The 22,995-nt window shown below is 63.4% G+C and carries 22 protein-coding genes; 7 read left to right on the plus strand and 15 right to left on the minus strand.

Annotation, left to right across the window (positions count from 1 at the left end):
• Nucleotides 1-238: 238 nt before the first annotated feature.
• Nucleotides 239-1,132, minus strand: coding sequence for a DMT family transporter (locus NKI49_RS01655; protein ID WP_352598650.1), 894 nt, complete (start codon nt 1,130-1,132; stop codon nt 239-241).
• Between the two features lie 392 nt (nt 1,133-1,524).
• Here NKI49_RS01655 and NKI49_RS01660 point away from each other — a divergent pair, with 392 nt between their 5' ends.
• Both NKI49_RS01660 and NKI49_RS01665 read left to right on the plus strand, forming a co-directional pair.
• The gene (locus NKI49_RS01660) at nt 1,525-2,106 is read left to right on the plus strand and encodes a VOC family protein (protein ID WP_352598649.1); all 582 of its coding nucleotides are present in this window, start codon (nt 1,525-1,527) and stop codon (nt 2,104-2,106) included.
• A gap of 27 nt (nt 2,107-2,133) precedes the next feature.
• On the plus strand, nt 2,134-3,030 hold the full coding sequence (locus NKI49_RS01665; RefSeq protein ID WP_352598648.1) for a glutathione S-transferase family protein: 897 nt from the start codon (nt 2,134-2,136) through the stop codon (nt 3,028-3,030).
• A 117-nt stretch (nt 3,031-3,147) separates the two neighbouring features.
• Here NKI49_RS01665 and NKI49_RS01670 read toward each other — a convergent pair whose 3' ends face one another.
• Entirely contained in the window at nt 3,148-4,659 is a 1,512-nt protein-coding gene (locus tag NKI49_RS01670; RefSeq protein WP_352598646.1) for a S10 family peptidase, read from the minus strand.
• Nucleotides 4,660-5,300: 641 nt separating this feature from the next.
• On the opposite strand from NKI49_RS01670, the gene NKI49_RS01675 reads away from it, so the two are divergent.
• Nucleotides 5,301-5,807 carry an OsmC family protein gene (locus tag NKI49_RS01675; protein WP_352598661.1) on the plus strand — a complete coding sequence of 169 codons (507 nt, stop codon included), beginning with the start codon at nt 5,301-5,303 and terminating at the stop codon, nt 5,805-5,807.
• Between the two features lie 39 nt (nt 5,808-5,846).
• Here the strand turns inward: NKI49_RS01675 and NKI49_RS01680 are convergent, their stop codons facing one another.
• From NKI49_RS01680 to rpsF, 12 genes are all read right to left on the minus strand, one after another.
• Nucleotides 5,847-6,065: a hypothetical protein gene (locus NKI49_RS01680; protein WP_015318519.1), complete on the minus strand. Its 219-nt coding sequence runs from the start codon at nt 6,063-6,065 to the stop codon at nt 5,847-5,849.
• Between the two features lie 172 nt (nt 6,066-6,237).
• On the minus strand, nt 6,238-7,005 hold the full coding sequence (locus tag NKI49_RS01685) for an SDR family NAD(P)-dependent oxidoreductase (RefSeq protein ID WP_352598645.1): 768 nt from the start codon (nt 7,003-7,005) through the stop codon (nt 6,238-6,240).
• A 67-nt stretch (nt 7,006-7,072) separates the two neighbouring features.
• Nucleotides 7,073-8,542 carry an amidophosphoribosyltransferase gene (gene purF / locus NKI49_RS01690; protein WP_352598644.1) on the minus strand — a complete coding sequence of 490 codons (1,470 nt, stop codon included), beginning with the start codon at nt 8,540-8,542 and terminating at the stop codon, nt 7,073-7,075.
• Between the two features lie 105 nt (nt 8,543-8,647).
• A complete protein-coding gene (locus NKI49_RS01695) occupies nt 8,648-9,319 on the minus strand; it encodes a CvpA family protein (RefSeq protein WP_352598643.1) in 672 nt (223 codons plus the stop codon).
• Nucleotides 9,320-9,366: 47 nt separating this feature from the next.
• Nucleotides 9,367-10,785, minus strand: coding sequence for a DNA repair protein RadA (radA, locus tag NKI49_RS01700; RefSeq protein ID WP_352598642.1), 1,419 nt, complete (start codon nt 10,783-10,785; stop codon nt 9,367-9,369).
• A gap of 248 nt (nt 10,786-11,033) precedes the next feature.
• A complete protein-coding gene (locus NKI49_RS01705; protein WP_027026336.1) occupies nt 11,034-12,524 on the minus strand; it encodes a replicative DNA helicase in 1,491 nt (496 codons plus the stop codon).
• A 229-nt stretch (nt 12,525-12,753) separates the two neighbouring features.
• Nucleotides 12,754-13,716 carry a small ribosomal subunit Rsm22 family protein gene (locus tag NKI49_RS01710; protein ID WP_352598641.1) on the minus strand — a complete coding sequence of 321 codons (963 nt, stop codon included), beginning with the start codon at nt 13,714-13,716 and terminating at the stop codon, nt 12,754-12,756.
• A 2-nt stretch (nt 13,717-13,718) separates the two neighbouring features.
• Nucleotides 13,719-14,042, minus strand: a complete 324-nt coding sequence (locus NKI49_RS01715; RefSeq protein ID WP_352598640.1) for a YnfA family protein — start codon at nt 14,040-14,042, stop codon at nt 13,719-13,721.
• Nucleotides 14,043-14,126: 84 nt separating this feature from the next.
• The gene (locus tag NKI49_RS01720; RefSeq protein ID WP_352598639.1) at nt 14,127-15,419 is read right to left on the minus strand and encodes a cyclopropane fatty acid synthase; all 1,293 of its coding nucleotides are present in this window, start codon (nt 15,417-15,419) and stop codon (nt 14,127-14,129) included.
• 177 nt (nt 15,420-15,596) lie between these two features.
• The gene (gene rplI / locus NKI49_RS01725; RefSeq protein ID WP_352598638.1) at nt 15,597-16,181 is read right to left on the minus strand and encodes a 50S ribosomal protein L9; all 585 of its coding nucleotides are present in this window, start codon (nt 16,179-16,181) and stop codon (nt 15,597-15,599) included.
• A 219-nt stretch (nt 16,182-16,400) separates the two neighbouring features.
• Nucleotides 16,401-16,649, minus strand: coding sequence for a 30S ribosomal protein S18 (rpsR, locus tag NKI49_RS01730; protein WP_006203718.1), 249 nt, complete (start codon nt 16,647-16,649; stop codon nt 16,401-16,403).
• Nucleotides 16,649-17,149 carry a 30S ribosomal protein S6 gene (rpsF, locus tag NKI49_RS01735; protein ID WP_027026331.1) on the minus strand — a complete coding sequence of 167 codons (501 nt, stop codon included), beginning with the start codon at nt 17,147-17,149 and terminating at the stop codon, nt 16,649-16,651. The genes rpsR and rpsF overlap by 1 nt, the downstream gene beginning before the upstream one ends.
• A gap of 465 nt (nt 17,150-17,614) precedes the next feature.
• On the opposite strand from rpsF, the gene NKI49_RS01740 reads away from it, so the two are divergent.
• Entirely contained in the window at nt 17,615-19,246 is a 1,632-nt protein-coding gene (locus NKI49_RS01740; protein ID WP_352598637.1) for a pilus assembly protein TadG-related protein, read from the plus strand.
• A gap of 48 nt (nt 19,247-19,294) precedes the next feature.
• Here the strand turns inward: NKI49_RS01740 and NKI49_RS01745 are convergent, their stop codons facing one another.
• Nucleotides 19,295-21,223, minus strand: coding sequence for an LTA synthase family protein (locus tag NKI49_RS01745; protein WP_352598636.1), 1,929 nt, complete (start codon nt 21,221-21,223; stop codon nt 19,295-19,297).
• A gap of 276 nt (nt 21,224-21,499) precedes the next feature.
• Here NKI49_RS01745 and fabD point away from each other — a divergent pair, with 276 nt between their 5' ends.
• The 3 genes from fabD to NKI49_RS01760 are packed head-to-tail and all read left to right on the plus strand — an operon-like array spanning nt 21,500 to nt 22,966.
• A complete protein-coding gene (gene fabD / locus NKI49_RS01750; protein ID WP_352598635.1) occupies nt 21,500-22,438 on the plus strand; it encodes an ACP S-malonyltransferase in 939 nt (312 codons plus the stop codon).
• Between the two features lie 56 nt (nt 22,439-22,494).
• Nucleotides 22,495-22,716, plus strand: coding sequence for a type II toxin-antitoxin system RelB family antitoxin (gene relB / locus NKI49_RS01755; protein ID WP_352598633.1), 222 nt, complete (start codon nt 22,495-22,497; stop codon nt 22,714-22,716).
• The gene (locus NKI49_RS01760) at nt 22,700-22,966 is read left to right on the plus strand and encodes a type II toxin-antitoxin system RelE family toxin (RefSeq protein ID WP_352598632.1); all 267 of its coding nucleotides are present in this window, start codon (nt 22,700-22,702) and stop codon (nt 22,964-22,966) included. Before relB ends, NKI49_RS01760 begins: the two co-directional genes overlap by 17 nt.
• Nucleotides 22,967-22,995 lie beyond the last annotated feature (29 nt).

Consider the following 22,995-nt stretch of genomic DNA (forward strand, 5'->3'; position numbering starts at 1 on the left):
CCCCGCCTCACGACGACGCCCTTGCGCTTCGCTAACCCTTCGCCGCCATCAGGCTGGGTAGAGGACTTACACCTCCGAGCTGTCGATCATGCTCGGCACACAAGAAAAAGCCGACCTTGCGGTCGGCTTGGAGTAGGACGGGCCGAGGGGTTTGGGGGGACTTGGGGTGGCCCGTCGCACTAACAATGCCCGACCCCGATGATGGTTCCATGACTGTGTCACTTTTTTAAGAAATATTTTATGCCGTGCGTTGAGACCGGGCTGCCAGCCAGTCGCGTCCGGCATGGGCAAACACCGCGGCGAGCACGATGGTGCCGCCGATCATGCTGGCCATTGGCGGTATCTCGGCGAGGAACAGGAAGGCAAACAGGATCGCAAACGGCACTTCCGCCGAGCCAAGCAGGCCGGATTCAGGCGCCGGGATGAGCCGCGAGCCTTCCGTCCACAGGATGGAAGCCAGCGCGAAGGATGCGCCGAAGGTGGCGAGCAGAACGGCGTCCCTTGACGACACCGCCAGCGGATCGGTGACGAACCAGCCGAGCACGAACAACAGGAAGGCCGAAACCGCGCCGGCCCACACCACCGGCGTGTCGCGGAAGGCGCGCACCATGATCATGTAGAGCGCGCTGCCGATCGTCATAAGCAGCGCCAGTCCGTCGCCGAACAGATTGCCGGTGCCGAAACCGGACCGGACCATCACCGCCACGCCGCATAGCGATACAGCCGCGGCCGCCATCGTCTGCAGGCGGAAAGGTTCGCGCACCAGCACCCAGGCCAGCAAGGCGGCGATGAAGGGCGACGTTGCATAGATGACCGCGACATTGGCGACGAAGGTGAATTTGAAGGCAGAGATGAAGGCGATGCTGGCCAGCGCCCCTTCCACCGCCAGCAGCCAGCCGCGCCAGCCAAGCCGCAACGTTTCGCGATTGCCGGAGCGGTGGCGGCGCCACAGCACATAGAGCGTGATCAGGATCGAACCGACGAAGCCGCGCCAGCAGGTGATGGTCAGCGGATCGGCGTGGATCGACTTGGTCAGCACGCCGGTCAGCCCGAACACGGCCGCCGAGGACGACACCAGGATGATGCCAAGTGTCCGTTCTGCGGTGTCGGTGGCGGCTGCAACATCGGTCATGAAAGCCAATTTACGCGGTTCTGTCCTGACATCGTAGTGTCAGCAGTCTGGCCATGCCCATCACTGCCGTTTGCGAAATGCTCGCTCCGGCCCCTGTCGGCTGCGCGCCTGCCAGCTATAGGGGCGAAACTTTGCATGGCGCAGCTCCAGCGCCATGCTTGCGTTGGGGCAGGGTGGTCCCGGATGCGACTTCTGGCGTGGCGCGGCTGATTGGTTTAGCATTGTCTCACAAAAGCCGGCGCGTGACGCTGGGGCGGCGCGCAGAACGCCAAGGAACGGTGCGGACCAGGAAACCAACGCTCGCATGAGAGGTGCCGTTCGCATCGTGCGCGGCGGGCCCTGAAACCTGGCACTTCTAGTGTCGAGACACCGACATGGCAGGGGAGAACGCAATGCAGAAACTGCAATCGCAAGGCGTCCATCACATCACGCTGGTCGGCGCCGGTCGCCAGACGTCGATCGATTTCTGGGAAGGCGTGCTGGGCATGCCTTTCATTTTCGAGCAGCCCAACCTCGACAAGGCAACCGAAAGCCATCTCTACTTCGATCCAGGCGACGGGCGGCTGATCACCATCTTCACCGACGAAACCCGCACGCCGGTAAAGCGCCGCACCCCGACCGACACCGGCTGCGTACATCACATCGCCTTTGCCGTGTCGCGCGTTACCTTCCTGCAGGCGGTCGCCCGGCTCGACGAGCGCGCCATCAAGCACAGCGGCGTCAAGGACCGCGGTTTCATGGATTCGATCTATTTCGAGGATCCGCTCGGTCTGCTGATCGAACTTGCTTCCTACCGTTTCGATCCGCCGGCGGGCTTTACCCATGCCGACGTGCTGATGGAAGCACACAAGCTCCGCGTCGGGCGCGGCGACTACAACATCGCCGAGGTGCATCTGGCCGACGCCATCCAGGCACTGGTTGAGCGCTCGCGCGCGACATTGTCGGCGGACCGGGGGCCAAGGAACCCATATTGATTTTTGCCAAACATAAGGGAGGAACACATGGCAAGCACAGGGACGAAGAGCGGGAAGAAGCCGGCGGCTAAGGCGGCACCAAAAGCTGCCGTAAAAGTTTCAGCCAAGCCGGCGGCAAAAGCGTCGGCGGGGCCGGCGACTAAGGCATCGGCAAAGCCTGCCGCCAAGGCGGCGTCAAAGGCAGCCGCAGGCACGACCATGGCCAAGGCCAAGGGGAAATCGGCGAAGAAGCCCGCCCTGATGATCAGCATGCTGAAGCCGAGCGTCAACAACATGACAGTTCGGGTGTTTGCCCGTGCCGCCGGGCTGGACCATGCCGAGGCCGACGCCTGGGGCAGCACGCGCTCGCCCGAATTCATGGCGCGCAACCCGGCCCATCTGACCCCGATGATCGAGGACAAGAGCTTGCCGCGGGGAGTGCTTTGGGAGAGCTGCGCCATCATGCAGTATCTCGCCAACAAGCACGGGCTGGAGAAATTCTACCCCAAGGCGCCTGCCAAGCGGGCGATGATCGACAGCGCCATGTTCTACCTGATCGGCACGCTCTATCCCTATGTGGCGCGCGCCACCTATCCGGTGCTCGGCTTCCCGCAATATGCCGGCGAGGTCGGCCATAGCGACGCTCATCCCGACAGAAAGTCGGAGGCGCAGAAGGCGGCGATCGCCGCCATCTCCGAACCGCTGGAGGTGTTCCACTCCTTCTTCAGGGATGGCAAGCCCTTCATCGGAGGCAAAAACCCGTCGATCGCCGATATCCGCCTGGCGGCGACACTCGAATTCCTGGCCGTCATCGACTACGCCCTGCCCAAATGGGCCAGCGACTACATGGCGGCGATGGAGAAGAAGCTCGGCAATGCCTATGCAGGCCCGGCCGGCGACGTACGCGGCTACATCGCCCATGTGAAGTCGCAAGCCAAGGCCTGAGACTTCTCGCTCACTCGCCGCCGGCTGGATCGCCCCGCCGGCGGGCGGTGTTGATGCGCATGCGCCAAGCCGCGTTTTTCACACCTCTGTCCGGGCACGCACAAGGGCGCGCGGCCCTCATTGCGTTGCCTGGTAGAGCTCTGAAGCCGCCTCCTTCAGCGCACGCCGGCCGTCCGGCCTTAAATACATCATGTGCCCGCCCTCGATGACATCGAGGCGGATGGGTTTTGCCCCGGCGAGCGAGGGTATCTGGTTCACCAGATAGCGCGAGGCCAGATAAGGCGTGACCAGGTCGGTGTAGCCGTTGACGATGACCACGCCGAGCGCAGGATTGAGCGAGCGCGCCCGCTGCAGATCGTTCATCACGCCGGCATAACCTTGCCGCGAAGTGCCGTAGTCCCAATTGCCGCTGATCTCGCCATTGAGCAGCCGATAGCTGACATCGGTGTGGTAGTTCAGCTCGTCGCGGGCATAGCCGACGAAGGCAGAGGTCAATGCTGGTACGCTGCGGTCGAGCACCGGATCGGGTCCAGCGATGCGAGCGCTTTCAGGAGCGATGTCGGCCGTACCGATCGTGCCGTCATATGGGCTGAGCACCTTGCCGCCGGCGCGGGCGAACTCCCTTGCGAACAGGCCGGTGGGGATGCGGGCGAAGTTCCGCTGGACGAGGTCGAGCGGCAGCCCGGTGATGTCGGCCACATGCTGGCTCGCCGTCCGGCCGCCTTGCTCCAGCCCGCTGGCGATAGCCGTGAGGTAGTCGCCGAGCGCATAATGCTCGACCTCGGCGAGCTTCTCGCGCAGCGCATCGCCGCCGACGCCTTCGGCCCGCAGCCGCACCGCCGCCAGTGAGGGGAGTTCGAGCGCCCAATGCAGCGGCTCGAATTCGTCGGGCTGGACAAGCATGAACTCCAGCGCCGGCGAGATCAGCACGATGCCGTTCGGACTGATGCCGATATCCTCTTGCAGCGTCCTGGCCAGCAGCGCCGCGCGGAACCCGCCATAGCTTTCCCCGGCAAGGAAGAGCGGAGATCCGGTGCGGCCGTTCTGCGCAAGGTAGAGCCGGATGAAGGCTCCCATCGAACTGGCATCCTGGTTGACGCCCCAGAAGTCATGCGTGTTCTGGCCTGATGCCTCGCGGCTGTAGCCGGTCCCGACCGGATCGACGAAGACCAGGTCGGTCATGTCGAGCCAACTGTCCGGATTGTCGACAAGTTTTTGCGGCGAAGGCAGGAATTCCCCGTCGGTTCCCGTGGTGATTATGCGCGGGCCGAGGGCGCCGAGATGCAGATAGGCGGATGCCGCTCCCGGTCCGCCGTTGAAGACGAAGGTGATGGGGCGCCGCGAGCCTTCCGCGGCGTCCGCCGGCGCCCGTTGCGTGTAGGCGACATAGAAGATCTCCGCCGTGACCTCGGCCTTGCCCGAAAGCAGCGACAGCGTGCCGGCCTTTGCCTGATAGTCCAGCTTGCGCCCGGCGAGCTGGATAGAATGGCTGGTGGTCTGCGGTTCCGGCAGCAGCGACAGCACGCCGCCCGTTGGTGCCGGCCGCTCCGCTGTTTGGGACAGGCCAGGCTGCGCGAAGACGGCAAGCATCAGGAGGATGAAGCAGATCAGTTTCAACTTAAACGGCATGACGCCTCCGCGAGAACGCTTGTCGCATAGCTATAGCCGATGCGATCGAAGTCAAAGGAAAGGCTTGTCTGGTTGAAGATGGATCGCTTGGCATCAGGGCAACGAATCCGGATCAGCGGGTTCCTTCGGAGCCTTCGCCGGCGCGCTGTTGACGGAACATTGAACGGAAAACCCCGCCCGCGCGGCGAGTCCCTGGCGCAACTCAGCACCATAACCAAATATCTACCATAGCTGCACTCACCTGTCAAGAAAAAATTCCTATCGCGAGAAGCTGCCGCACAGCCCGGCTGGCCGTCGCCAGCCCTCGTTAACGCCACGTGTCGGGACGCTCCGGCCAGGTCAGCCAACAGCCCGATTTCGGCTCGAATTCGCCAGGCGCTCGAAACCAATCCTGTTTCGGCTTCGTCGGCAGGGTGCGTGACATTGCGAAATCACCGGAAATGGAACGATTGCATTTGCCGGATCAGACGGTTTTGGGAACCCGTCCGTCAATGTCCCATTTGGGACATCGGCGTTTGCCAGCCAGCAGCGGCTGGCCTGTATCTTGGCGGAAATGAATATCGTTTGCTTTCCCGTATGATCGGGCCACTCTTGGCGAGTGGCACATGCGAACAGAGACAGTCGACGAAAGGGGCAGCGAAATGGATGCGACCGAACTGAAGGCGATGCAGGCGCCGCTGAAGCAAGCCTATCGCGACGACGCCTCGCGCGCGCTGATCACGCTAAAGGCGAAGGGCTCGATCGACGACCAGTCGGTGGCCTGTAAGGTGGATACGGGCAGGGCGCTGGCGGTTGCCGGGCTGCATCCGGCAACCGGCGGCTCAGGTATGGAGCTCTGCTCCGGCGACATGCTGCTTGAGGCATTGGTGGCTTGCGCCGGCGTGACGCTGAAGGCCGTGGCGACGGCGCTCGAATTCAAGCTCGGCGCCGCCACGGTGGAAGCCGAGGGCGACCTCGATTTTCGCGGCACGCTCGGCGTCGCCAAGGATGCGCCGGTCGGCTTTCGCGCCATTCGGCTCAACTTCGATCTCGACACGGATGAGCCGCAGGAGCGCATAGACTCGCTGCTGAAGCTGACCGAGCGCTATTGCGTGGTGTTCCAGACCATCAACAGCAAGCCGGAGCTGACGGTTTCAGCGCGGCGCTGACGTGGCCAATCTCCTCCCTTGAGGGGGAGATCACGCTCGTTACTGCGCCGCCGGCTCTTCGGCGTCACCCTCGTCGGTAAAGGGCGAGGCGCTCGGCACGCATTGCACCGACCAGCCGGCCGGAGTCGGCTGCTTCTGATATTCGGTGATGGCGGCGGTGCATTGTTCGCGCTTGTCGAAGGTGCTGGGCAGCACGACCATGCCGCCTTGCGGGCCGGCGATTACCAGATACCAGACCAACGCTGCGGTCGTAGCCATGAGTATTTCCCTATTCTGCCCGGACGGGCGCTTGTTGCGGGAGTCGGTACGATCCTACCAACTCCGCGGAAATGACGAAAGCATGACCGCGGCGCAGCCTTTCGCCTTTGATCACGGCCGCGTGATGATAGGGCTGTTTATCCGGGCCACTCAGTTCGGCGAAAGCATGCAGCTATTCGGGCTGGCGGTAGGCGACGAAGCGATTGTGCTTGGCCTGGAAGATCAGCCCTGTCTCTTTCAGGTCGGGGCTGGCCAGAGGCAAGATGCGCTTGGCGATTTCCGACGGGTGCGGCAGCGTTGCCGGATCCTCGCCGGGAACGGCTTGCGCCCGCATGGCCGTGCGGGTAGCGCCCGGATCGGCCGCGTTGACGCGCAGCGGCAGACTTTGCGTCTCATGCGCCCAGGACCGCATCATGGTTTCGACCGCCGCCTTCGACGCAGCGTAAGGTGCCCAGAAGGCGCGCGCCGAATGCGCTGCGTTGGAGGACAGGATGATGGCCCGGCCCGCATCCGAAAGCCGGAGCAGCGGGTCGACCGAGCGGATCATCCGCCAGGTCGAGGTGACGTTGATGGTCATCACCTTCTCGAAGGTTTTCGCTTCGACATGGCCGATCGGCGAGATGACGCCGAGCACGCCGGCATTGGCGACGAGAATGTCGAGCTTGCCCCAGCGCTCATGGATGGCGCCACCCAACCGGTCGATGCCGGGCATGTCGGCGAGATCGAGCGGCACCAGCGTTGCTTCGCCCTTGCCGGTTTTGGCGTGTTCGGCCTTGATCTGGTCGTCGAGTTCCTCCAGCCCGCCGACGGTGCGGGCGACGGCGATGACATGCGCGCCGGCGGCGGCCAGTTCCTTGGCGATGAAATAGCCGATACCGCGCGAGGCGCCGGTGACGACCGCGACGCGGCCGGCAAGGTCGAGGGGAGGGGCGGGGATCATGCGATAGCTTCCATGAGTGCGCGCGAAAACGCCCCCTCTGGCGAAGGCAAATGCTGGTCCGGCAATCCTAAGCCCCGCTCGTCGCCAGCAGCGACAGCGTGCGCACATTGTCGTGGCCTTCGAAGTCGAGCAGGCGGGTCGGATACTGGCCGGTGAAGCAGGCGTCGCAGAATTGGGGCTGATCGTTGTCGCGGCTGGCCTCGCCGACGGCGCGGTAAAGCCCGTCGATGGTCAGGAACCCGAGCGAATCGACACGAATGAACTCGGCCATCTCTTCCACCGACATGCGCGACGCCAGCAGCTTCGACTTTTCAGGCGTGTCGACGCCGTAGAAGCAGGAGGCGCGTGTCGGCGGCGAGGCGATGCGCATGTGCACTTCCTTGGCGCCGGCGTCGCGCACCATCTGCACGATTTTCTGGCTGGTGGTGCCGCGCACGATGCTGTCGTCGACCAGCACCACGCGCTTGCCCTCGATCATGCGGCGGTTGGCATTGTGCTTCAGCTTGACGCCCATGTGGCGGATCGAATCGCCCGGCTGGATGAAGGTGCGGCCGACATAGTGGTTGCGGATGATGCCGAGCTCGAAGGGAATGCCGGCGGCTTGCGAGAAGCCGATCGCCGCCGGCGTGCCGGAATCCGGCACCGGCACGACGATGTCGGCATCGACCGGATTTTCCTGCGCCAGTTCCGCACCGATGCGCTTGCGCACCTCATAGACGTTGCGGCCTTCGACCGAAGAGTCCGGGCGTGCGAAATAGACATATTCGAAGATGCAGAAGCGGGTCTTCTGCGGCTCGAACGGGAACAGGCTTTCAATGCCCTTCGAGGTGACGACGACCATCTCGCCGGGCTTCAGGTCGCGCACGAAGCGCGCGCCGATAATGTCGAGCGCGCAGGTCTCTGAAGCAAGGATCCAGGCGCCGTCGAGATCGCCGAGCACCAGCGGGCGGATGCCGAGCGGATCGCGGCAGCCGATCATCTTCTTGGCCGTCATCGCCACCAGCGAAAAGGCGCCCTCGACCTGCCGCACCGCGTCGATGAAGCGCGAGTTCAGATCGCGCTCCTTGCTGGTCGCGACGAGGTGCAGGAGCGTCTCGGTATCGGAGGTGGACGAGAAGATCGCGCCTTGCTTCTGCAGCGCGCGCTGTACGGTCATAGCGTTGGTGAGATTGCCGTTGTGGGCAACCGCAAAGCCGCCGTCCGCCAGTTCGGCGAAGAAGGGCTGTATGTTGCGCATACCGGCGCCGCCAGTCGTGGCGTAGCGGGTATGGCCGATGGCGCGATTGCCTTGCAGGCTGTCGATGACGCGCTGCTTGGTGAAAGTGTCGCCGATCAGGCCGACATGGCGTTCGACATGGAACTGGGTGCCGTCATAGGAAACGATGCCTGCCGCTTCCTGGCCGCGATGCTGCAGCGCGTGCAGGCCCAGCGTGACGATGGCTGCCGCGTCCTGCCGGCCGAAAATGCCGAACACACCGCATTCGTCGTGGAAGTGATCGTCAGCCTCGGCGGAAAGCACGTCGTCTGCGTCTGCCATCTTAAGCTCCGCTAAAATCGCCATATAAGGCCGGTTCGCACCGAAAGCAACGCGTTCCGCGCAGCCGTTCACACCACCGGCGTTTTCCGGCGTCCGATTCCGGCGTCAATTCGCCGGGGCTGCCGGCGCCGGAGTGGCCGGCGCGTTGTCCGCGGGCGGTGTCTCGGTGTCATTGTCGTCTGGCGCCGGCGCATTGGCGTCGTCGCCGCCGGCAGGGGCATCCGTAGCCGGTGCGCCCGGCGCCAAGGGCGTCTCGGTGGCCGGCTGATTCGGATTGAGCTTCTTGAGGATGGCGTTTTCCGGATCCTCCGGCAGCAGGCTTTCGAGCTTGGCGCCGATCTGTTCCAGCAGCGGCCGCGACTTGGCTTCCGTGACCCAGGCTGGGGCCTTGGCGCCGGCCAGCCAGTTGAAGAACAGCAGTGCGACCGCGACGACCAGGACGCCGCGCGCCGCGCCGTAAAGGAAACCGAGCGTGCGGTCGAGTGCGCCGATCCTGGAATCGATGATCCAGTCGGCGAGTTTCATAGTGATGACCGAGACGACGATCAGCGCGACGATGAAGACGACGCCGGCCGAGGCCGCCATGGCGATCTTCTCATTGTCGATATACGGCGCAAGATAAGGCAGGACCGGCTTGTAGAAGAAAAAGGCCGCTGCCGCTGCCGCGGCCCAGGACACGACCGAGAGAACCTCGCGCGAAAAACCGCGAACCATGGCGAGCATCGCCGAGACCAGGGTGAAGCCGACGAGGATTCCGTCAAGCAGCGTAATCGGCATGTCTTTCGCCCCACTCCGATTTCTTTTTCACGACCCGGCGGGCCGCGTCACTCTTCATCGTTGGCGCGGCTGCGCCGCGATCCGGCTATACGCGCCACGAGGTCGGCAAGCTCGGTGGGCTGGAAAGCGCCGGCCCCTATCCCCCCGGCCCCATTGCCACCAGCAAGGTCCCCACTGCCCGAGGGCAGAACCGCACTTCCGAAACCCAGCTTTTCGGCTTCCTTGAGGCGCTGCTGCGCATGCGCAACCGGCCTCACCGCGCCCGAAAGGCTGATTTCGCCGAAATAGACGCAATCGGCGGGAAGGGCAAGACCGGTGAGCGAGGAAACCAGTGCGGCGGCAACCGCGAGATCGGCCGCGGGCTCGCTGATGCGATAGCCGCCGGCGACATTGAGATAGACGTCATGCTGGCCGAAGCGAACGCCGCAATGCGCCTCCAGCACCGCCAGGATCATCGACAGCCGGGCGCCGTCCCAGCCGACCACGGCCCGGCGCGGCGTGCCGAGCGAGGATTGCGCGACCAGCGCCTGGATCTCGACCAGCACTGGCCTTGTCCCCTCCATGCCGGCGAAAACCGCGGCACCCGGTGATTTCGCATGGCGTTCGCCAAGGAAAAGCTCGGACGGATTGGCGACCTCACGCAAGCCCTTGTCCGACATTTCGAAGACGCCGATCTCGTCCGTCGGCCCGAAGCGGTTCTTCACCGTGCGCAGGATGCGGTAATGATGGCCGCCTTCGCCCTCGAAATAGAGCACGGCGTCGACCATGTGCTCGACGACGCGCGGGCCGGCGATCTGGCCTTCCTTCGTGACGTGGCCGACGAGAACGATCGCCGCCCCTGTGGATTTCGCATAGCGGATCATCGCCTGGGCGGCGGCGCGAACCTGGGTGACCGTGCCCGGGGCCGAATCGGCGAGATCGGTCCACAGCGTCTGGATGGAATCGAGGATGACCAGATCCGGGCGCTTGCCGTCGGCTATGGTCGCCAGGATGTCCTCGACATTGGTCTCGGCCGCCAGTTCCACCGGCGACGAGGCGACGCCGAGCCGCTGGGCGCGCAGCCTGATCTGCGCGACGGCCTCTTCGCCGGAGACGTAGACGATGCGGTGGCCCCTGGAGGCAAGGGCGGCCGCCGCCTGGGTGAGCAGCGTCGACTTGCCGATGCCGGGATCGCCGCCGACCAAAAGCGCCGAGCCGCGCACGAAGCCGCCGCCGGTGGCACGGTCGAGTTCACCGATGCCCGAGACGATGCGCGGTGCATCCTCGATGTCGCCGGAAAGCGTGGTCAGCACGACCGCGCGGCCCTTGCGGGCGTTGCGCGTGTTGGCCGGGCCCGAACCGATGCCGCCGGACGTGCCTTCCTCGACCAGCGTGTTCCACTCACCGCAGCCATCGCATTTGCCGGCCCATCGCTGATGCACCGAACCGCAATTCTGGCAGATGAACTGGACGCGCGATTTAGCCACGCTGTTACCTTCTCGCCCGCTGGCGGGCGCCGCGATCCTTCGCGCCCCCCTCTGTCCTGCCGGACATCTCCCCCACGAGGGGGGAGATTGGCCGTCGCCCACGCCGATGCTCTTTTTTGCAATGCTGAAAATTGGCGAAATCCGACGCGCAGTCCGATCTCCCCCCTCGTGGGGGAGATGTCCGGCAGGACAGAAGGGGGCGCCGTAAAGCGTTGTCCGGCATCTTTGCTGGAAAGTCGGACAAGCGGCTACTCAAACCTCTCCGCGATGTGGTGTTCCTCCGCAAGATCGGAGAAGCGGGTGAATTCGCCGTGGAAGGCCAGCGTGACCGAGCCTGTCGGGCCGTGGCGCTGCTTGGCGACGATCACCTCGGCCTTGCCGCGCATCTCGTTCATCTCGTTTTCCCACTTGACGTATTCTTCCGTGCCAAGCTTCGGCTCCCGGTTCTTGAGGTAATATTCCTCGCGGTAGACGAACATCACGACGTCGGCGTCCTGCTCGATCGACCCGGATTCACGCAGGTCGGAGAGCTGCGGGCGCTTGTCCTCGCGGCTTTCGACCTGGCGCGACAGCTGCGACAGCGCGATGATCGGCACGGCGAGTTCCTTGGCCAGTGCCTTGAGGCCGGTGGTGATCTCGGTGATTTCCTGTACGCGATTCTGCGAAGACTTGGCGCTCGAACCCTGCATCAGCTGGATATAGTCGATGACGATCAGGTCGAGGCCGCGCTGGCGCTTCAGGCGACGGGCGCGGGCCGAGAGCTGGGCGATCGAGATACCGCCGGTCTGGTCGATGAACAGCGGGATCTTCTGCATGGTCTGCGAACAGGCGACCAGCTTTTCGAAATCCATTTCGGTGATTTCGCCGCGGCGGATTTTCGAAGACGAGATTTCGGTCTGTTCGGAAATGATGCGGGTGGCGAGCTGTTCGGACGACATTTCGAGCGAGAAGAAGCCGACGACACCGCCATTGGCCGCCTTGAACGAGCCGTCGGCCTGCTGGGCCGGCTCGTACATCTCGGCAATGTTGAAGGCGATGTTGGTGGCGAGCGATGTCTTGCCCATGCCTGGACGGCCGGCGATGATGATCAGATCGGACGACTGCAGGCCGCCCATGCGGCGGTCGAGATCGCGCATGCCGGTGGCGAGACCCGACAGATGGCCGTCACGCATATAGGCGGCGTTCGCCATGTCCACCGCGGTCTTGACCGCGTCGGTGAAGCTCTCGAAGCCGCCATCATAGCGCCCGGTCTCGGCCAGTTCGAAAAGGCGGCGTTCGGCGTCCTCGATCTGCTCGGAAGGCGACATGTCGACCGGCGCGTCATAGGCGATATTGACCATGTCCTCGCCGACGGTGATCAACGCCCGGCGTGTGGCGAGATCGTAGATGGCGCGGCCATAGTCGGTGGCGTTGACGACGGTGACGGCTTCCACGGCCAGCCGCACCACATATTGCGCCACGGTCATGTCGCCGACCTTTCCGTCGGCGGGCAGGAAGGTCTTCAAGGTGATCGGCGTCGCGACCTTGCCCATGCGGATGAGCTCGGCCGCCACCTCGAAGATTTTTCTATGCAGCGGCTCGTAAAAATGACCCGGCTTGAGGAAGTCCGAGACACGGTAGAAGGCATCGTTGTTGACAAGGATGGCGCCGAGCAGCGCCTGCTCCGCCTCGATGTTGTTTGGTGCCTCGCGATAGAGCGGTTGCTCCGCGACGCCGAATTTTCGCGCTGCCTCAGCCATGATGTCCCCAATTTCGATCCCGGCTTCTCGATATCAGAATGGGAAAATTCAGTGCTGACTTATCTGCAACAGTTACTACCCAACCAACTTTGATGCCCACTTTTCACAGGAGGGCTACACCGTCCACAGGACATAATTCCCGTGCTCCGATTCCGGTTGACTTGGCAAGGTCATGATTCTCGATGATTTAGAACAAAAAGAGAACAAAGTCAAATGCCAAGATTTGGCTCTAAACGGAATCGCCCCAGTCTCGCCGCCGCGCCACCTTGAACAGTTCGCCGTCGCGTTTGGTGAAGAGTTTTTCGTCGGCGCGGCCGTCCGGCTCGCACAGCTTGAGCAAAACCTTGCCGGAGCCGGATTTCGGTGGTGCGAGAACCCGCGCCTGACGGGAAGCGGCTGGTTGCCGCGAGGCGGCGACATAGATGAACTTCTCGTCTTCCCACGGCACTTCGGCGTCCTTGGACAGCCGGTGCAGGCGCGAGCGGGCGACGCGCCGCGAAAAATGGCACCAGTCGGGCGCGATGAGCGGGCAGGGGGCTTCGTGCGGGCAAGGTGCCAGCACGTGCGCGCCCGCTTCGATCAGTTGCCGGCGAACCGCGAGGACACGCTGCCAGCCCGCCGGCGTGCCCGGCTCCACGATCAGCAGCGTGTCTGTCGTGAGCTGCCACAGCCGGTCGACCATTTTGGGCAAAGATGCCGGCGCGATCTCATCCAGCACATAGGCGCAGGTGACGAGGTCGGCCGGCCGCAGGTCGGCAAGATCGATGGTGACGTCGCCGGCCTGCCAGACGGTCCGCGCCGCGATTGCATCGGCGGCGAGCGTCTCGCCGACCTTGCGCACCGCAGCACTCGCTTCCAGCAATGTTGCCTGTTCGAGCTCGGGCCAGAGATAGCTCGTGGCCCAAAGCACCGTGCCCGGGCCGGCGCCGACATCGAGCAGGGTTTTCGGCGCGAATTCCGGCCGGGCCTCGTTCAGCGCATCGAGGCTGGCGCGGACCGCTGCATAAGTCGCCGGCAGCCGGGTGGCTAGATAGGCTTTGACCGCCATTTCCTGCGCCATATGAAAGCGGCCGTCGCGCAGCTCGGCGCGGTAGCGGTCGGAAAGCGTTTTCGCCGCCTGTTTCAGCTCCGGCAACGGCACTTTTTCGAGGATGCGGTCGACAGCCTGTCGAAGCGGGATGGGCAGTTCCACGGCTATGCCCCTCGCGGTGCGAGCAGGATGACCGAGGCGCCGGCCAGGCACAGCGCCGCGCCGCCCAGATCCCAGCGGTCGGGCCGCACGCCTTCCATCAGCCACAGCCAGCCAAGCGAGGCCGCAATGTAGATGCCGCCATAGGCGGCATAGGCGCGGCCGGCGGCATTGGTGTCGACCAGCGCCAGAAGCCAGGCGAACAGAAGCAGCGAGACGAAGCCCGGCGCCAGCCATAGCGGCGATTTCTCCAGCCGCCACCAGGCCCATACCGAAAAGCAGCCGGCGATCTCGGCCAGTGCGGCGGCGGCATAGAGGAGATAGGTCATGGAAAAGGCCTCGTGACGGTCACGAGGCCTTTGTCGGGGCACGGGCCTGCGATGGCAAGCACCAATGGCGAAAGCGTGCTGTTGCTACTCCGCCACCTTGCGGCGCCGGGCGGGCTTGGCCGGCTTTTCGACGGGCGCCGGCTCGCGGCGTCCCATGTCGCGCATGTCCAGCGCTTTTTCGCATTTGGCCATATAGTCGCGCGTCGTCGGCAGCGTGTCGTTCTTCTTGGCGAGCTGGATCTGGAAGATGACCAGGTCCTGCCAACGGAAGGCTGCTTCCGACGCGGCCAGGTAGAATTCCCACATGCGGCAGAAGCGTTCGTCGTAGATCGCCTTGGCCTTGTCGCGGTTTGCCGCGAAGCGCTGGCCCCAGTGCTTCAGCGTGTCGGCATAGTGGAGCCGCAGGATCTCGATGTCGGTGACCACCAGGCCGGACTTCTCGATCGCCGGCAGCACTTCCGACATTGCCGGGATGTAGCCGCCCGGGAAGATGTATTTGCGGATGAAGGCGCTGGTCGCCCACGGCACCCCCGAGCGGCCGATCGTGTGCAGAAGCATGACGCCGTCCGGCTTGAGCAATGTCGCGCTCTTTTCGAAGAAGGTGCGGAAGTGGTTGACGCCGACATGCTCGAACATGCCGACCGAAACGATGCGGTCGAAACGTTCGTTGAGTTCGCGGTAATCCTTCAATTCGAAATGGACGTGGCTCTCCAGGCCCTGCGCATGCGCCCGGTCGGTGGCCACGCCATGCTGTTCGGTCGACAGCGTCACGCCTTGCACGTCGACGTCGAAGGCCTTGGCGAGATAGAGGCCGAGCCCGCCCCAGCCGGAGCCGATGTCGAGCACCGTCTGCCCCGCCTTCAGCCTGAGCTTGGCGGCGATGTGGCGCTTCTTGGCGGCCTGCGCCTCGTCGAGCGTCATGTCCGGCTGCTCGAAATAGGCGCAGGAATACTGCATGTCCTCGTCGAGGAAGAGCCGATAGAGCTCGCCCGAAAGATCGTAGTGGCGCTGCACGTTGCGGCGCGAGCGCGAAGCGGTGTTGATCTGCTGCAGGCGGCGGAAAGCATGGCGCAGGCCTTCGATGGCCTTCGACCAGGTGGCGTCGATGCCGCCGCTGCCCATGTTCTGGAAGGCGATGCGCATCACGCCCAACACCCCGCCTTCGAGAATGTCGAGTTCGCCGTCCATGTAAGCTTCCGGAACCGCCAGCATGGGATCGAAGGTGATGGCGCGCTCGGCATGCGCGGTCTTGATGTGCATGTGCACCGGCTCGCCGCTGCCGTCACCGAAAATCACCGACGCGCCCTTGGGGCCGGTTACCTTGAGATTGCCGGTGCGCACCAGGCGATCGAGCACGCGCTTCAACAGAATATTCATGACCTAACGTCCCCTCTCGGTCAGACAGGCTGTCCTACTCTGCATCAATATATAGGGTTTCGAAAAGTTCCTTTTGGCACAAAAATGCCCGGGCGAGAGGCCCGGGCATTGGTCCAGAACAAACTGGCACTGACAAGATGACCCGAGCGCCCGGTCCGGCGCTAGGATCGCATGCGATCAGGCGTTGTCTTCGCCGCCTTCGAACTCGCTGTTCGGATCGAAGAAGTTTTCCGGCCGGGCGTTGTCGTTGATGTCTTCGCCATAGATGGCTTCGGCGGTGGTCAGCGTCTCGCCCTTGGCCTGGCGCTCGGCTTCGTCCGCGGTGCGGGCGATGTTGAGCGTGATCGTGACTTCGACTTCCGGATGAAGCGCGATCGCCACATTGGTGACGCCGATGGTCTTGATCGGCTGGTTGAGCAGGATCTGGTTGCGGTTGATCGAAAAACCTTCCGCCGTCAGCAGATCGGCGATGTCGCGCGTCGACACCGAACCGTAGAGCTGGCCGGTTTCGCCGGCCGAGCGAACGGCGACGAAGCTCTTGCCGTCGAGCTGTTCGGCGACCTGGCTGGCTTCCGACTTGCGCTCGAGGTTACGGGCTTCGAGCTGGGCGCGCTGGCCTTCGAACTTCTTCTTGTTGGCCTCGTTGGCGCGCAGCGCCTTGCCCTGCGGCAGCAGGAAATTGCGGGCAAAGCCGTCCTTGACCTTGACGGTCTCGCCCATCTGGCCGAGGCGGGAAACGCGTTCGAGAAGAATGACTTCCATGGTTTTGTTCCTTTCAGGTTGGGCACCGATCATCAAGATCGGCGCCAATTCTCGCGGAACAGGTCAGGAAGCTCGGGCGCCTTGGCGCCGGTGTCGCTGTCCTGCCTGTCCAGGCAGTTAGGATCTCTTTTGAAATCCAACTCGGGATTGGTTCGAACCGGTCGCGCCCGTCGCGATCGGGAGAAAAGCGGGCGGCAAAACCGCCCGCTTGGGTAGGAACTAGCGGACCACGTAGGGCAGCAAACCGAGGAAGCGGGCGCGCTTGATCGCCTTGGCGAGTTCACGCTGCTTCTTCTGGCTGACGGCGGTGATGCGCGACGGCACGATCTTGCCGCGCTCGGAAATGTAGCGCTGCAGGAGACGCACGTCCTTGTAGTCGATCTTGGGCGCGTTGGCGCCGGAGAACGGGCAGGTCTTGCGGCGGCGATGGAACGGGCGCCGGGTCGGGATCTGGTTGATGTCGACCATTATTCTGCACCCCCTTCAAAGCCTTCGCGCGGACGGCGCGGACCACGATCGCCACCGGCGTCGCCGAAGCTGCGCGGCGGACGATCGCCGCGGTCGCCGCGATCACGGTCGCCGAACGAGCGCGGACCACGGTCGCCACGGTCACGGTCGCCGAAGCCGCCGCGTTCCGAGCGCTCTTCGCGCTTCTGCATCATGGCGGAGGGGCCTTCTTCATGCGCCTCGACCTTGATGGTCAGGAAACGCAGCACGTCTTCGGACAGGCCCATCTGGCGCTCCATCTCGTTGAGCGCTGCCGGCGGGCAGTTAAGGTCCATCAGCGTGTAGTAGGCCTTCCGGTTCTTGTTGACCCGGTAGGTGAGGGACTTCAGTCCCCAGTTCTCGACCCGTCCGACCGACCCGCCATTAGCGGAGATGACACCCTTGTACTGTTCGACAAGCGCATCGACCTGCTGCTGCGAGAGGTCCTGCCGGGCAAGAAACACATGTTCGTAAAGAGCCATTATGTCTTTTCGCCTTTCTTCGTTTCTCTCCCGGTTCCCGGCGGCAAAAGCCTCTGCAACTTCTCTGACCCGCAAACCCTCGAAGGGCAGGGGGAAGAAAGGAGCATGACGAGACGGTCGAGAGCGGAGACACGGGAGGCGGAAGCGCTTCTGGCTTCACACGAAGGTTTTCGAAAAAACCTCCGGCCCTCCGTTCAGCCCCCAGCTGGGACCGGCAGATTGAGGGCGTCTATATAGCAATCCGCGGGGAAGACAAGGGCAAGCGACAGGGCAAGCGGTGTTGCTGATGTCGCACGGTCGGCCAATCGGATAGCTGCAACGGCAAGGTTTTGCGAAACCAAGCCTTAACCACCATGTCAGGTTGTACAGGGTTGAGGCGTGGCATCAACCGGTGATTCATCATGACAGGCGCAAAAGGCGACGTCCCGTGGTCGGAACGGGAGCCAAGCATTTCCGGGGGTAAGGATGCTTCTCAATAAGTTCTGGCGCTCGACGAGCGGCAATTTTGCACTTGTGCTGGCAATGGGCCTGCCGGCCATCCTGACGGCTGTCGCCTTCGCAACCGATGTCTCCACCCTCATGCGGGCCAAGAGCAATTTGCAGAATGCGCTGGACGCGGCGAATCTCGCCTCCTCGCATCTTGGCGATCTCGAGATCACGCGCACCGACGCTTTCGGCCGCTATTTCCAAGCCAACATCGCCGAGCATGGCGAACTCGCCAACGCCCAGGCCACGCTGACCGTCGACAGGGGCGTCAACTTCGTCACGACGAAGGCGGTCGCCTCGGCGGACGTCAACCTGAACTTTGCCTTCCTGTTCGGCAACAGCAAGCACATCCAGGTCGATGCCGCCGCCACGGAATCGAACAATCAGCTCGAAGTGGTGCTGGTGCTGGACAATACCGGCTCGATGGCCGGCGCCCGCATGAAGGCATTGAGGACGGCGACGAAATCGTTGCTCGACACCCTCGAAGCGGCAAAATCGCCGACGCGCGATGTCCGGGCCTCGCTGGTTCCATTCGTCACGGCCGTCAACGTCAACGGCGACGAGTTCGACCCGTCCTGGATTGACATGGACGGCAAGTCTTCCACCAACGGCGTCAATTTCCCGGTCATCAAGGGCATACGTCCCAATCACATGGCGCTGTTCAAGCAGCTCAAGAAGACCGGATGGACCGGGGCCGGATGGAACGGCACCGGATGGAAAGGCTGCGTCGAGGCGCGGCCGGGCGCTTACAATATCTCCGACGCCGTGCCCGACTCCGCCAAGCCCGACACGCTGTTCGTTCCGTATTTCGCACCGGATGATCCGGAAATTGCCCAGGCGCCGTCGAGTTCTTACGGCAATTCCGCCAAATACTACAACAATTCCTATCTCGATGACGTCAGCGACAAGACCAAGCTCTATAAGCAGGACGCCAACATTCTCGGCATCGATCTCAGCGGGACTACCGGCGATCCCGACAAGGAAAAGGTCGCCAAATATGTTGCGCCCGCCAAGGAGATCATCACCGAGACGGGCTCCACCATCACTGTCGGCCCGAACCGCGCGTGCCCCACGCCCGTCGTCCCCCTCACCGACGATTTCGACAAGCTGCGCAAGGCGGCAAGCGCGATGACCGAGTGGAACGGCTCGGGTACGAATGTCTCCGAAGGCCTGTCGTGGGGCATGCGGGTGCTGTCGCCCAGCCCACCCTACACCGGTGGAGCGTCGTGGAAGACGCCCGGCGTGAGCAAGATCGTGCTGTTGCTCACCGACGGAGAGAACGTCGTCTATGGCGCCAGCGAACAGCCGGCGACGAAGTCGGATTACACATCCTATGGTTATCTGGCGGGTGGCCGTTTCGGATCGGACAACCAGACCACCGCGGCGCGCAATGTCGACGGCTGGACCAAAGGCGTTTGTACGCAATTGAAGAACGAGGGCGTGCAGATCTACACCATGGTGCTGCAATCCGACACCGCGGCCAACCGCGCGCTTTACAGCGCATGCGCCTCGGATCCGAGCGGCTATTATGCCGTCAACGATCCGAACAAGCTGCCAAATGTGTTCCTGGAGATCGCCAACAAGTTCTCGAAACTGCAGCTGACGAATTGAACGATCAACCCTGGGAGGTGCGGCGGCGGTCCTCGATGGATCGGGAATTCAACTCGTGTGGGCGATAGCCTTGCCGACCGTTCCGGGGAAGAAGTCGGGCGCCGCGTGGCGCTTGCCGAACATCATGTCGTACTGAATGAACCGGAAATCGCGGATCGTCGGGTCGATCTCCTTCTGCCGCGACCAATCCGACGTGGCCTCGCCGGTCGGGGTCAGCAGCAGGTTGCGGTCGACCACGCGATAGTGTTCCCGCATCTCGCCCAGGAAGCCCGTGTAATAAGGGTGGGTGATGCCTGCGGTGGTGAGGATATGATAGGGCAGGAATGCGGGGCTCACCGCGCCCAGGTTCTCGACTGGACCGGAGCGGTTCGACCAGATGACCAGCGGCGTCTGGTGATGGTCAAGGGCGGCTTCCGGCGTCGGCTCCTTGCGTGGCGCGACGTTGTCCTTCAGGAAGCCGGTCTCGACATAGACCGGCCCCAACGGCGGCAGATGGTCACCGAAGAAGGCGATAACCGTCGGCCGCTCGCGCTTCTTGGCCCATTCGATCAGGCGTTCGAGGCCGCGGTCCGCGTCGGCTGACCCCTCGGTGTAGGAAAGCAGCGAATCACGCGCCCACTGGCTGATCGGTGCCTTCACCGTGTGGGTCGGATTGTAATAGCGGTTGGGCTCGTAAGGGCCATGGTTCTGCAGGCTGACAGCGAAGAAGAACACCGGTTGGTCGCTGCTGTCGGCTTCGCGGATGATCTCGTCGGTCATCGCGGCGTCCGATGCCAGCGGTCCGCGCTTTTCCATGGGCGGCAGCGTCTCTTCCGACTTGAAGTCGTTGAAACCGAAATCGGCGTAGACCGCGCCACGGTTCCAGAACCAGTTGGTACCTGGATGGATGGCACGCGCCTTGTAGCCCTCGCTCTTCAGGAAGGTCGCCATCGAAGGCGTCGGCGTGCGCACATATTGCTGGTAGGGGATGCTGCCGGCCGGCAGGAAGGCGTTCGAGAAGCCGGTCAGCGCCTCGAATTCGATGTTGGCGGTCATGCCGCCGAATTCAGGCGAGAACATCGAGCCGGAACGCAGCGACCGCACGGTGGAAATGGGATCCGGCGTGATGGTGACGCCGGGCAGTGTGGTTGGATCCCAGAAGGATTCGCTCATGACGATGATGATGTCGGGTTTTTCGTCGGGTACCGAAGCGGTCACCGGTGTCCGGTCGATCGCCGCGATTGCCTTGTCGGAATATCCCGGCGGCGCCGATACATGCGCCATCGGCACGTTGAGCGCGAAGGCGAGCGCAAAGCCGTTGGAGGCGTAGTTTTCCTTCTGGTCCCACATGATCGGGATGATCTGCAGCCGGTCGCGGGTCCATGAAAACGTGGCGTAGTCCATGATCGAGACGAAAAAGGCAAGCAACGGCACCGCCAGCGTCAGCCGGGCCAGGCGGCCCTTGCGGCTGAGTGCTGGAACCTTGCGGCGCCAGAGCCGCCAGCCATAGACGAGCAGCGACAGGCCGGCGACGATGCCGGCGACCATTGCCAGCGCGGTCATCGGCCTGTCGCGCACTAGGAGCGGCAGCAGAGCGAAGATCTGGCGGGCGTAGAGGAAATCCGTCGGATAGAGCGGGTCGCCTAGATAATGCGATTTCTGGTGGCCGACGAAGGCCAGCGACAAGGTCAGCGGCGCGACGATCATCAGGCTCTGGTGACTGCGGCCGAGCACGGCGTCGAGACCGATCAGAACCAGCGCGAAGACGACGATGGTGGTCCACCCCGGCTTGAGCGGCTGCAGGAAGAAGGAAACGGTGCCGGCGACATCGCCGCGAACGGTCAATTCAATGGCGAACACCAGGACAGCCGAGATCGCCAGGCTGATCAGCCCATAGCGGACGACCGGCCATCTCCGGCCCGGCAGATAGCCGGTGGACGGATCGTCTTCCAGGAACTGCGGCACGGCTTTGCCGGCGCGTTTCAAACTCTTGGCCACTTTCAACTTTCCCACCCAGCGACAAGCGCGTCACTCGATTGTCATGGAATTGTCACGCAAAGCTAGCGCCTGTGGCGAAAATAAGAAGAGCCAGCAAACGATTCGTGAGCGGTTTTCATCAGGAGTGATCGCCAAAAAGCCTTTTGGAACAGGCACTCGGCTTGCCATGCTGCCCCGCGAAGAAGCCGAACCGGGCTTGACTTGGCGGCCCGCCTTGCGTCACAGGCATGAAAAATCGTCTATCAGGCAAGCAGAACCAGCCTCGGGAGCCCACGCATGGCCGTCGCATTCACCTTTCCGGGACAAGGCAGCCAGGCTGTCGGCATGGGCAAGGATCTCGCCGACGCCTTTCCCGAAGCGCGCCGGGTTTTCCAGGAAGTCGACGATGCGCTCGGCGAGAACCTGTCGAAGCTGATCTGGGAAGGTCCCGAAGAGATCTTGACGCTCACGGCCAATGCCCAGCCCGCGCTGATGGCGGTTTCGCTGGCGGCGGTCGGGGCGCTGGAATCGCGCGGCTTCTCGCTGAAGGACAAGATCGCCTATGTCGCGGGTCATTCGCTGGGCGAATATTCAGCGCTCGCCGCCGCCGGTTTCGTTTCGGTCGCCGATGCCGCGCGGCTGCTGCGTATCCGTGGCAATGCCATGCAGGCGGCGGTGCCGGCCGGCGAGGGCGCCATGGCGGCGATCATCGGTTTGGAACAGGCGGATGTGGAAGCCGCCTGCGTCGAGGCCGCCAAAGGTTCCGTCTGCCAGGTCGCCAACGACAATGGCGGCGGCCAGCTGGTGATTTCGGGAGCCAAGGCCGCGGTCGAACTGGCGGCGAAACTGTGCACCGAGAAAGGCGCCAAGCGGGCGCTGATGCTGCAGGTGTCGGCGCCGTTCCATTCCGCGCTGATGACGCCGGCGGCCGAGATCATGCGCGAGGCATTGGCTGGCGTGGCCAAGGCCACGCCGGTGGTCCCGATCATCTCCAACGTCACCGTTACCCCAACGAACGACCCGGACGAGATCGCGCGCCGTCTGGTCGAGCAGGTGGTTGCCCGCGTGCGCTGGCGCGAGACGGTGGAGTGGTTCGGCGCAAACGACGTCACCACGCTTTACGAAGTCGGCGCCGGCAAAGTGCTTTCGGGGCTGGCCCGCCGCATCAACCGCGACATCGCTACCGCGGCGGTCGGCACCGCGGCCGAGGTCGAGGCGGCATTGGCGGCGCTCTGACTTGAAGTCTCGGCTGCGCAGGTGTACATGAATACATGTATTCATGGGAGATTGCCGTGCCGACCTCGATACGATTGGCTCCCGAAATTGAGGAGCGTCTGGATTTCCTTGCCGCCAGGACCGGCCGCAGCAAGGCTTACTATCTGCGCGAACTCATCGAACGCGGTATCGAGGAGATGGAAGATTACTATCTCGCCGCCGAAGTTCTGGAACGGATCAGGCGTGGCGAAGAGGACGTCGTGAAGGGCGAGGACTTCTGGCGTGGCCTGGACGCTTGAATACGCCCGGTCGGCACGCAAATTCGTCGAAAAGCTGGATCCGCAAACGCGCCACGGCATTAGGGACTTCATCGAAAACCGCATCGCGGTGCTCGACGATCCACGTGAGGCTGGCAAGCCGTTAAAGGGCCCTTTAGCGACTTTTTGGAGATATCGGGTTGGGGATTATCGCATTATCTGCGATGTGCAAGACAACCGGCTGGTCATTCTGGTGGTAACCATAGGCCATCGCGGTGACGTCCATAGATAATCGCCCGCTCGATCTAGGAAGAGGACACG

The organism is Mesorhizobium sp. M0587 (assembly GCF_040320945.1).
In the GTDB taxonomy this organism is placed as follows: Bacteria; Pseudomonadota; Alphaproteobacteria; order Rhizobiales; family Rhizobiaceae; genus Mesorhizobium.